Genomic DNA, 9804 nt, shown 5'->3' with positions numbered 1-9804 from the left:
GGCCGCCCTGGCCTCCGACGCCCGCCTGCGCTTCCGCCCTGAGGAGGGCCGCTGGCAGGCCCAGGGGGATCCCACGGAGGTCGCCCTGGTGGTGGCGGCGGCCAAGGCCGGCCTGGCGGTGGAAGACCTGGAGGCCCGCTTCCCCCGCGTTCACGAGATCCCCTTCACCGCAGAGCGCAAGCGGATGACCACCCTCCACCGGGGGCCGGATGGGGTCTTCGCGGCGGCCAAGGGGGCGCCCGAGGTGATCCTGGAGGGATGCGCGCGGCTGCTCACGGAGGCCGGGGAGGTCCCCCTGACCCCGGCGGGCCGGGAGCAGATCCTGGAGGTGGCGCGGGCGATGGCCGGGGAGGCCCTGCGGGTGCTGGCCGTCGCCGACAAGGCCGACGCCCGCCCCGAGGACGCGGAGGAAGGGATGACCTTCCTGGGGCTGGTGGGGATGATCGACCCGCCGCGCCCCGAGGCCCGGGAGGCCATCCGGAAGTGCCAGGAGGCCGGCATCCGGGTGGTGATGATCACCGGCGACCATCCCCACACCGCCGAGGCCATCGCCCGGGAACTGGGCCTGCTGCAGAGGGGCCGGGTGATCACCGGGGCCCAACTGGACGCCATGGATGACGCGGCCTTCGAGGCCCAAGTGGAGGACATCGCGGTCTACGCCCGTGTCTCACCGGCCCACAAGCTGCGGGTGGTGACGGCCCTGCAGAAGAAAGGGCACATCGTGGCCATGACCGGCGACGGTGTCAACGACGCCCCAGCCCTGAAGAAGGCCGACATCGGGGTGGCCATGGGGATCACCGGGACCGACGTCTCCAAAGAGGCGGCGGACATCGTCCTGCTCGACGACAACTTCGCCTCCATCGTGGCTGCCGTCGAGGAGGGGCGGACGATCTTCAACAACATCAAGAAATATCTCATGTATTTGCTCTCCTCCAATGTCGGAGAGATCCTGCTGATGGCCGGCGCCAGCCTGGCCGGCCTGCCGCTGCCGCTGACCGCCGCCCAGATCCTGTATGTCAACCTGGCCACCGACGGCCTGCCCGCCCTGGCCCTGGCCGTGGACCCGCCGGAGGAGGACCTCATGCGGCGGCCGCCGCGCCCTCCTCGGGCGGGGATCTTCACCCGTCCGGTGGTCGCCCTGATGCTGGCCGGCGGCCTGTGGTCGGCCCTGGTCAACCTCTCCCTCTTCGCCTGGGCCCTGGGCTCCGGCCGGGGCCTGCCGGAGGCGATGACCATGGCCTTCGTCTCCCTGGTGCTGATCCAGTTCTTCAAAGCCTACAATTTCCGCTCGGACCGCCACTCGGTCCTGCGGCGCCCCTTCGCCAACCGCTGGCTGAACCGCGCGATCCTGTGGGAGACGATGATGTTGCTCCTGCTGATCTACGTGCCCTTCCTGCGGGAGGCCTTCCAGATCTATCCCCTGCCGCCGATCGACTGGGCCATCGTCCTCGCGGCGGCGACGACCGTCGTGCCGGTTTTGGAATGGGTGAAGGCCGCGGAGCGCCGGGGCTGGCTGGGGCCGTTGCCTTCGTAACCCAAGACGGCTTCAGGGGCGCTGGACCTCCCTCCTCTTGGATCGCCGGGGCGGCCCTGGTCAACCTCCGGATTGGGCGATCCCAGCCGATGGGCGGAAAATAGAGGGGAGGGCCCCGATGCATCGAGACCATCGAGGGGACCTGGAGGTTGAAGCCCGATGACGTTCCCGTTGTGGGCCTGGCTGCTCTTCCACGCCGTCGTGATCGCCATGCTGGCTGTCGATCTGGGCGTGTTCCATCGCAACGCCCATGAGGTCTGTCTCAAGGAGGCCATCGCCTGTAGCGTCGTCTGGATCCTGACCGGCCTGGTCTTCAACGCCTTCATCCTCCTCGCCTGGGGCCCCGAGCCGGCGCTGCACTTCCTGACCGCCTATCTGGTCGAGAAATCCCTCAGCGTCGACAACCTCTTCGTCTTCGCCGTGATCTTCGCCTACTTCGGCGTCCCCGCGGCCTATCAGCATCGGGTCCTGTTCTGGGGCATCCTGGGCGCCGTGGCCATGCGCGCCACGTTCATCTTCGCCGGCGTGCAATTGCTGCAGGCGTTCCACGGGATGGTTTACGTCTTCGGCGCCTTCCTGGTCTACGCCGGGATCCGCCTGGCCCGTCGGGTGGAGGAGGAGGTGCGCCCGGAGCATAACCCGGTCCTGCGCCTCGCCCGGCGCTTCCTCCCCATCGCGCCGGACTACCGCGGCCAGCGCTTCCTGGTGCGGGAGGACGGGCGCTGGATGGCCACGCCCCTGCTCTTAACCCTGCTGGTGATCGAGAGCACCGATGTGATGTTCGCCCTGGACTCGGTGCCGGCCGTCCTGGCCATCACCCCGGAGCTGTTCATCGCCTACACCTCGAACATCTTCGCCATCCTGGGCCTGCGGGCCCTTTACTTCGTGCTGGCTGGCCTGATCCAACGCCTCCGCTATCTCCACCTCGGCCTCTCCCTCATCCTGGTTTACATCGGCGTCAAGATGCTGCTCTCGGACCTGGTGAAGGTTCCGCCCGCCCTCTCCCTGGGGGTGGTGATCTCGGTCCTACTGGTCAGCGGGCTGACCTCATGGGCCGCCGAGCGCCACGAGAAAGCCCACGCCGGCGCCTTCCCGCTGGGCGAGGAGCCGGCGAAGGGGAAGGCGCGGCGTTGACCCGGCCCGCGGAGGGCATGGGGAGGAGGATCCGCGATGCCCCGACAGCTCAGCCTCTTCGAGGCCCTCCCGCCGCCGCCCTTGCGACCCGAGACGCCGCTGGCGGAGGCCCGTGCGGCCTTCGAGGCCCATCTGCGGGGCGGCGATTACTCCCGGCACACCGTCTATTTCTTCGTCCATGACCTGCGGCTGCTGGGCCGCTTCCTGGGCGATGGCCGGCCCATCGGGGCCGTCGGCCTGCGGGATCTCAACGCCTTCGTCGACTGGCTGCGGCGTGGCCGGGGGGCGCCCTGTTCCCCCAAATCGCTGCGGCGCCGCATCACCTCCCTCAAGGCCTTCTTCCGCTGGCTGCACGAGGACCTCCGCGTCCTCCCCTACAACCCCGCCGAGGGCCTGGTCTACCCCGAGGCCCCGGAGCCCCTCCCCGAGGTCCTCACCCCCGACCAGATCCAGGCCGTCCGGGAGGCCGCCGAGGCGATCCGGCGGGAGGGGGACGCCCGGCCGCGGACGTTGATCACGCTGTTGCTCCACACCGGCCTCAAGAAAAGCGAGGTGGCCGCCCTCCGCCTGGACCATTTCGAGTTCGAGGAGCCGGCGGTGTGGGTCCGTTACACCCATCCGCGCTACCGCCACAAGGAGCGCCGGCTCCCCCTGCCCCCCGAATGGCCAGCGCTGTTCCAGGAATACCTCCGGCAGTATCGGATCGCGGGGCGCGTTTTCCCCTGGACGCCGCGCAACTTGGAATACGTGCTGGACGATGTGGCCGCCCGCGTCGGCCTGGACCACCTCTCGTTCGAGTCCCTGCGATGGACCTGCGCGCTGCAGGATTTCCTAGGGGGGATGGACCCCGAGGCCCTCCGCCGCAAACTGGGCCTCTCCGAGATCCAGTGGCGAGAGACGCGGCGTCGGCTGCAGGCCCTGGCCGATCGCTATCCCCGCGGGCCCTGAGCGCCCCGCACCGCTCGTGTATCGTCCGCTTTTGGGGCGTTGGGGGGACGGATACGGAAGATGGCGCGGCGGCCCGGCCATGGGCTATCATCATCAGGAACGCGGCGGTCGGAGGGAAGGGCGCCGATGAAAGGGTGGTGGTCGGTCCTGGGGACGGTGGACTATGAGGCGGCGTGGGCGCTGCAGCGGGCGTTGGCCGACCGGCGGGCGGAGGGGCTTCTCCCGGACACGCTGCTTCTCTTGGAGCATCCGCATGTGTTCACCCTGGGGCGCTCCGCGCGGCCCGAGCACATCCTGTGGGATGCGGCCGAACGGGCCCGGCGGGGCGTGGCGGTGGTGGCCACCGACCGGGGCGGCGACGTCACGTATCACGGGCCGGGCCAGGTCGTGGGCTATATCATCATGGACCTGAAGGCGCGGGGCGCCGACAAGACGGCCTTCGTTCGCGGCATCGAGCAGATGCTGATCGAGGCGCTGGCCCGCTTCGGCATCGCCGCGGGGACCCTCCCGGGCGCCCCCGGGGTTTGGGTGCAGCCCGACGTCATGAGCCGTTGCGCCTGGTGCCCACCCGCCCTGCGGCGGGCCCCGGCCAAGATCGCGGCCATCGGCGCCCGGGTGGACGCCCGGGGCATCACGATGCATGGGTTCGCCCTGAACGTCTGCCCGGACCTCACGTATTTCACCGGCATCATCCCCTGCGGCATCCCGGACAAAGGGGTGGTCTCGATGGCGATGTGCATCGGGGAGCCGGAGGATGCGGGGCAGCGGGCCCGGCTGATGGCCGCCGTGCAGGAGGAACTGGCCCGGCGCTTCGGGGCCGTCTTCGGGCTGGAGATGGAGCCGGTGGCGCCCGATCGCCTGTGGGCCCTGGCCTTCCCCGCCGGTGTCCCAACGGCTCCCTTCGGAGAGGCAAAAGGTCCGTGAGGCCGGGGGCCCGCTAACCTAGTTACCTCCCCCGCGCTGCTTCGACGTAAGGATCCGGTTCTGAGGAGGGCTGCGGACTCGGAAGAGGGCCCAGCCGGCCCAGCTCTCGGTCGGCCTCTCGACGGCCGAGCTGGCAGATCTGATTCAGATCACGGGCCAGCAGCAACCACCGGATCCCCTGAAGCTGGGTCTGGGGGTTCCGCGCCTTTTGAGCTCCCCCCTGCCAGAGGAGCTCGTAGTAGAATTGGCTGACTTGAGGCTCGCATGTCCGGAAGGCCCCCTGCGCCCACGCCTTCAGGAAGGCATGGCGGGCCAGTTCCCAACGGCGCTCATGGAAAGCCCGCTGGGCGATCGCAAGGGGGGGACGGCGTTTAGAGGGCGGAAGCCCGAAGCGATCAGCCCTTTGCTCGGCCCTGGTCCAGCGGTCGATGAGCGGCGCCCCATCTCCTGGCCGGGCAAACATGGCCTCGATCTCCGCTTCATAGGCTAGCCGAGCCACCTCCATCCGGCTCTCCGGGCATCCGGGCCGAGACGGGTCCTCAAGGGTTTTCCAGCCCAGGTCCGCAGCCGCTTCATAATTCACGCTGCTGATCAATCGTTGCATGGCCTCCAGGAGGTCCGTGTATGGATCGCATGGCGTCGGGGTGGGGAAGGGCGATGGGAGGGAGGGCCCGGCGCCTGGGAGAGCTGTAGGGGTGGGTGCTGGTCGACCTTCAGGGAGGAGTATGAGGAGTATGGCAAGCCCAACCAGCAGCACAATCCCCACGGCTCCAACGAGCACGGGCCAAGGCACGAGCCGCTGAAGGTCAGAAAGCCAGGATGACTGCTCAGGCGAGTCCGGTATTCGGACGGGCGGCTTCATGGAAGCCTCCTTTCGCTGATTGGACACCCCATTCTGAGAGGGAAGCGGGATGGGACCGGACGATGTCCTCCAGAGGCACCCCAGGATCGACCCCTTCTATCCGGAGAACAAGGATGTGACATTTGGGCTGGCGCGCCTCGATCGGGAGGGCCCATGTGCTGAAGATGGGCGCGTAGTCTGGCCGTTGGGGCTGGTTGAGGATCTCCCGGCGGGCCCGGATCCCAGCGCGGACCTGATCGGCGACTCGTTGCATTCCCTCCGGGACGATGTTGGCGAGGACGACATCAAAAGCCCTTCCGGGGTGGGCCGGCGGGCGGGCCTGCGGGACGCCCGCGCCGGCGTCGAGTTGGCGGAGGCCAGTGAGCACCGCATTCACCACCGGATCGATATAGGTGAAGAACTGGCGATTGCTGGAGGAATAATAGGCGGGCAGCTCGTCACGGAGGAACCGGTAGGTGAGGAGGCCGCCCCGCTGAGGCAGGGCGAGGTTCAGGAGGTTGTTGAGGGAAACAGGGGTGTCCTCGTGGAGGGCTCCTCCGGCTGCCCCAACGATGAGGGCGATCATCCCCAGGTCGAGATCCACAGGCTCTGCGGCGAGGTTATCGGCCATGATCCATCCCCAAACGATCCTGTCGGTCCGGTGCTTGATGTCCAGGAACCGCTCCCGGAGTGGGGTGAAAGCGGGCAGTGCGGTCCCGACGAAGATGGGGGTATCGGGGAAGCGTCGGTTGAGTGAGACCAGGATGGGCACAAAGAGCGGGGCCTGGCCACCCAGGGATAGAAAAGCCAGGATCAGCCCGGGGTGACGGTTGCCGGTGCGCCGGAGGATGGTGTCGATGAACTCGGCGGTTTCTTGGGTGATCGGAGGTCCCCAGCGGTCGATTTGTTCGAGGACTTCCGGAATGGGTTGGTTGGCGAAGCCGAGGTCAAAGGCATCGGAATGGGCGTAGTGGATGGGAGGACGGCGGCTCGGGAGCCCATTGTGGAACCTCATGCGCTGCTGCGCATCATGTTCGACGATGAGGACCCCGCTGATCAGCTCGTCGAGACCCATCCAGTATAGGATGGTTAGCAACCGGCCGGCGAGGCGGGTCCCGAAGGTCCCGACGCCGACGAGGGCCACGGATCGGGTCAGCTCGGGGCGAAGCCGGCGTGACTTGGAGGCTGGACTCGGTTGATATAGGAGGATCACTTCGCGCGGGGGCCTCGACCGGCGGACGATCCACACCAGGAGGAGGGCCAGCAGGAGGACCAGAATCAGAATCGGGCAGATCCCGGGGACCAGGCGCAGGTCGAAGCCATTGAGGAATCCTTCGCCGATCATGGTGGACCTCCTCTCGGAATCCTTTGGTTCTGGCCTCATGGTAGCCTGAGAAACGCTGGATGTTTTGCCAATTGAGCAAAAAATGTTGCAGAGGTGCAAGCGTTGCATCCCTGTCAAAATCTTTTGCAGAAATCGCAAAGCTGAGACCGAGCGGGCCATATCATTAGTAATCGAGTATCTTGGGGGAGATGTAACGATGGCAGAGAACCGGACGTTCGGTGAGTGGTTAAGGTGGCTGCGGGAACAAACGGGGCGATCGCAGACATATATGGCCGATGTGCTGGGAGTTCATCCCTCACAGATCAGTCGATGGGAGCATGGGCGTATGCGCCCCACCCCAGATCAACTGGTGAAGATTATCCAATTCCTGCGAGACGAGCGCCCTGCGCGTCTAGAGGAAGAGGAATGGGAGAAGTCCCTGCAGCTTCTCGAGGAAAGCTATGGACAAAATCCGATTTTATCCTCCATGATCGAGACGTTATTCCAACGTTCTCAGAAGCTGCCCCAGCTTCGGGCAATGATTCAAAAATTTTTGGCGGATCTTTATGAGATACTGGGAGGGCTGATCGCAACGGATGAGGCCATCCAGGGACGCCTATGGGAGACGGCGAACCATCAGCTCCAACAGTTGACAAACAAGCTGGAAGACAATCATTTTAGCGATCGTTTGAGCCTCGAACTTAACCGCCGCAAGGGTTTCGTTTATTATCGCTTGCTTCGATATGATCGTGCCTTGGAAACGATCGACCAAGTCATCGCTCAAGCGAAGAAGATCCGAGATCTGCGCGCCCAAGGGGAGGTCCTTGTGCTACGGGGGGATCTGAATCGGCGTATGGGCAAGTTCGATGGGGCGCGTCAGGATTTTCGCACGGCTCTTGAGTGCTATGACCAGCTGAATGGTCCGGAAGGGATTTATGGAAAAGTGCGTTGTTATCGCAAGATGGCCATCACTTATCTTCTTCAGGGGTGGCCGAAGCGAGCGGAATATGTGCTTTCACTTGCCCGCGTGGCCAATACACAACTAGGTGATTTCACAGAAGAATTTAAAATCCAGCAGGCACAAGCCTGGATAAATCTTCAACAAGGGCGCTGGGACCAGGCTGTGGCGGCGCACCAGGAAGTGGTCGCCCGATTGCAGGCCCGTCAGGACCTGGATCCATGGGTATTGGCCAAGGCCTTCCGGTATATGGGGGATGCCTATCGGATTGCACGACAATATGAAAAAGCTGAGGATTCTTATAACACAGCACAGCAGATTTGTAACCAGCTGCGGGCAGAAGGAAGGGACACGCGGCTGATCGAGGCCATGATCGCCCTGGGTCTTGCGCGGATTAAACTTAGGCAACCGGACATGCACCAGGCACAGGCTTGGATTAAACGAGCAAAGCAGTTCATTGAGGCCATCCAAATGGACTCTCGGATCCCTGAAGCCAAAATGGAACTGGCAGAACTCATGTGGCAGTTGAACGACCACCAACAGTCTTGGACACTTTTGGGGGAGGCTCAGAAATAGTTCGAACAATTTAAGCACTGGGCCTATTATGCGCAGTGTGAAACCATTATTTGCCAATGGCTAGTGGCGGAGGCGGGTGATCAGCCCTCAGAAGAGGACTGGGACCAAGTTACAGAGGAGGTGAATGAGATTTATAAGCTGGCTTTCGATCCCCAGCCACAAGAAAAGATAGTGGACGCAGAAGATCGATCAAAGGCCTTGCCAGAACGCTTGAGTGACGAGATCCCCTTGCTTTATTATCACTTGGCCATTGCGAAGAAAGAGCAAGGTCGCTTGGGATTATGGATGGGCAAAACGAAGGAGGGAGAGCAAGCACTTAAAGAGGCCTTGACTTATGCTTCAAAGTTTAACTCTCGCTTTCTACAGGAAGTGTTTGAGGCGATCAAGCAACTCTTTAAGAATCTGGGCGCCCGGAATAGTCGGCAGACCGCGGCCTTGCGCCGGCGGTTTCACCAATGGCTGGCTGCTCATGAGGATCCCTATCTTCGCCGAATGGCCGACCAGATCTAGGGGCAGAGAGAAGCTCCGCGAGCAAGGCGACGGAGGGCTTGTGAGCTGGGGGGCCCGCCGCGCGGCGGGCCCCCCAGCGTTCCGTGGGCGTGGGGATCATTCGGCGAAGAGCGCAAAGAACGGCGGGAACATGAACAGCAGGCCGAGGCCGATGAGCAGAAAGGTGGCCGCGAGGATACGAGGGAGATGGACCTCCCGCTCCCGCCACATCCGATGGAGGATGCCCCAGGCCGCCAACCAGATCAGCACCGAAAGGGTGGTCTTCCCGCTCAGGGTCCGGCGGGGGGATAGAACTTCAGGATCTGGGCGAAGCCTGAGACAACCTCAGCGAGAAACGTCACCAGGCCCAAGACGAAGGTTCCGATGCCAGCCGCGAGAAAGGCGGCGGCGGCCATACCACTGGGGACGCGTTCCATCGGCGCGCGCATGGCAGCCTCCTGGGATCTCATCGGATCGGCGCGGCCTTGGTGATCAAAGCGCCAAATAGACCGGCGATGCCGGCGGCGGCGAAGGCCAGGACGAAGAGCGCGATCACGGCGCGGCGGATCCGATCCTCGTGGGCCAGTTGGGACCCGTAGCGCGCGACCAGGTAGGCCACCGCGGTGGCCAGGATGGGCGCCACCCAGCCGATGTGTTCTTTCCATTCCATCCCGAAGGTGTGCCAGAGCCGGGTCTCCGGCCGGCTCAACAGATAGGCCCGAGGGTAGAGGGTCAGATCCGCCCCTTGCGGCGGTTTGGCCCGGTACCACGGATAGACGATGTAGGTGCCGGTGAGCACGGTGAGCCAGGCGACCATGGCCATAATCCAGGTGCCGGCCATGAGCCGGCGCAAGCGCTCCCGGATCCCCTCGCTGGTCACCAGCTCGGCCCGGAAACTCCACAGGCCGGCGAGTCCTCCAGCGAAAGCCAGGAGGAACACGGCTCCCAGCCCCATTCCATGGATGAGGCTCCACCACTCCCGTGGGCTCAGCGACATGGGCCACCTCCCTTACGCGCGTCATTTGCTTGCCCACCCTCAATCTTATGAAGGCGGAGGACGATGGAACAGAGGCAAA

At 64.6% G+C, this 9804-nt stretch carries 11 protein-coding genes; 6 read left to right on the top strand and 5 right to left on the bottom strand.

Annotation, left to right across the window (positions count from 1 at the left end; genetic code table 11):
* The 4 genes from C4313_RS09100 to lipB all read left to right on the top strand — a co-directional run.
* On the top strand, positions 1-1534 hold a 1534-nt coding region (locus C4313_RS09100), incomplete at its 5' end, for a cation-translocating P-type ATPase (RefSeq protein ID WP_352429548.1).
* 159 nt (positions 1535-1693) lie between these two features.
* On the top strand, positions 1694-2668 hold the full coding sequence (locus C4313_RS09095; RefSeq protein WP_352429547.1) for a TerC family protein: 975 nt from the start codon (positions 1694-1696) through the stop codon (positions 2666-2668).
* A 36-nt stretch (positions 2669-2704) separates the two neighbouring features.
* Positions 2705-3616, top strand: coding sequence for a tyrosine-type recombinase/integrase (locus tag C4313_RS09090; RefSeq protein ID WP_352429546.1), 912 nt, complete (start codon positions 2705-2707; stop codon positions 3614-3616).
* A 126-nt stretch (positions 3617-3742) separates the two neighbouring features.
* Positions 3743-4540 carry a lipoyl(octanoyl) transferase LipB gene (gene lipB, locus C4313_RS09085; protein ID WP_352429545.1) on the top strand — a complete coding sequence of 266 codons (798 nt, stop codon included), beginning with the start codon at positions 3743-3745 and terminating at the stop codon, positions 4538-4540.
* Positions 4541-4562: 22 nt separating this feature from the next.
* Here lipB and C4313_RS09080 read toward each other — a convergent pair whose 3' ends face one another.
* Entirely contained in the window at positions 4563-5045 is a 483-nt protein-coding gene (locus C4313_RS09080; protein ID WP_352429544.1) for a hypothetical protein, read from the bottom strand.
* Positions 5046-5367: 322 nt separating this feature from the next.
* Positions 5368-6726 carry a hypothetical protein gene (locus C4313_RS09075; protein WP_352429543.1) on the bottom strand — a complete coding sequence of 453 codons (1359 nt, stop codon included), beginning with the start codon at positions 6724-6726 and terminating at the stop codon, positions 5368-5370.
* 196 nt (positions 6727-6922) lie between these two features.
* Between C4313_RS09075 and C4313_RS09070 the strand changes: the two genes are divergently transcribed.
* Both C4313_RS09070 and C4313_RS09065 read left to right on the top strand, forming a co-directional pair.
* Positions 6923-8239, top strand: a complete 1317-nt coding sequence (locus C4313_RS09070) for a tetratricopeptide repeat protein (RefSeq protein ID WP_352429542.1) — start codon at positions 6923-6925, stop codon at positions 8237-8239.
* A 120-nt stretch (positions 8240-8359) separates the two neighbouring features.
* Positions 8360-8749 (top strand): hypothetical protein, encoded by a 390-nt coding sequence (locus C4313_RS09065; protein ID WP_352429541.1) that lies wholly within the window; start codon positions 8360-8362, stop codon positions 8747-8749.
* 96 nt (positions 8750-8845) lie between these two features.
* On the opposite strand, the gene C4313_RS09060 is transcribed toward C4313_RS09065, so the two are convergent.
* Genes C4313_RS09060 through C4313_RS09050 form a run of 3 tightly spaced genes read right to left on the bottom strand, consistent with a single transcriptional unit; the run spans position 8846 to position 9725 of the window.
* Positions 8846-8998, bottom strand: a complete 153-nt coding sequence (locus C4313_RS09060) for a hypothetical protein (RefSeq protein WP_352429540.1) — start codon at positions 8996-8998, stop codon at positions 8846-8848.
* Positions 8999-9018: 20 nt separating this feature from the next.
* Complete coding sequence (locus C4313_RS09055) at positions 9019-9177, bottom strand: hypothetical protein (protein ID WP_352429539.1); 159 nt, start codon at positions 9175-9177, stop codon at positions 9019-9021.
* A gap of 17 nt (positions 9178-9194) precedes the next feature.
* On the bottom strand, positions 9195-9725 hold the full coding sequence (locus C4313_RS09050) for a hypothetical protein (protein WP_352429538.1): 531 nt from the start codon (positions 9723-9725) through the stop codon (positions 9195-9197).
* Between the last annotated feature and the right edge of the window lie 79 nt (positions 9726-9804).

The organism is Thermoflexus sp., assembly GCF_040289485.1.
In the GTDB taxonomy this organism is placed as follows: Bacteria; Chloroflexota; Anaerolineae; order Thermoflexales; family Thermoflexaceae; genus Thermoflexus.
The sequence above is the reverse complement of the archived record's forward strand: the minus strand, read 5'-3'. Positions and strand labels throughout refer to the sequence as shown.

Coding starts and splice junctions, on each gene's coding strand:
- C4313_RS09080 (WP_352429544.1), bottom strand. CDS start 5,045: ATGGAGGTGGCTCGGCTAGCCTATGAAGCGGAGATCGAGGCCATGTTT.
- C4313_RS09095 (WP_352429547.1), top strand. CDS start 1,694: ATGACGTTCCCGTTGTGGGCCTGGCTGCTCTTCCACGCCGTCGTGATC.
- C4313_RS09055 (WP_352429539.1), bottom strand. CDS start 9,177: ATGCGCGCGCCGATGGAACGCGTCCCCAGTGGTATGGCCGCCGCCGCC.
- C4313_RS09050 (WP_352429538.1), bottom strand. CDS start 9,725: ATGTCGCTGAGCCCACGGGAGTGGTGGAGCCTCATCCATGGAATGGGG.
- C4313_RS09070 (WP_352429542.1), top strand. CDS start 6,923: ATGGCAGAGAACCGGACGTTCGGTGAGTGGTTAAGGTGGCTGCGGGAA.
- C4313_RS09075 (WP_352429543.1), bottom strand. CDS start 6,726: ATGATCGGCGAAGGATTCCTCAATGGCTTCGACCTGCGCCTGGTCCCC.
- C4313_RS09090 (WP_352429546.1), top strand. CDS start 2,705: ATGCCCCGACAGCTCAGCCTCTTCGAGGCCCTCCCGCCGCCGCCCTTG.
- lipB (WP_352429545.1), top strand. CDS start 3,743: ATGAAAGGGTGGTGGTCGGTCCTGGGGACGGTGGACTATGAGGCGGCG.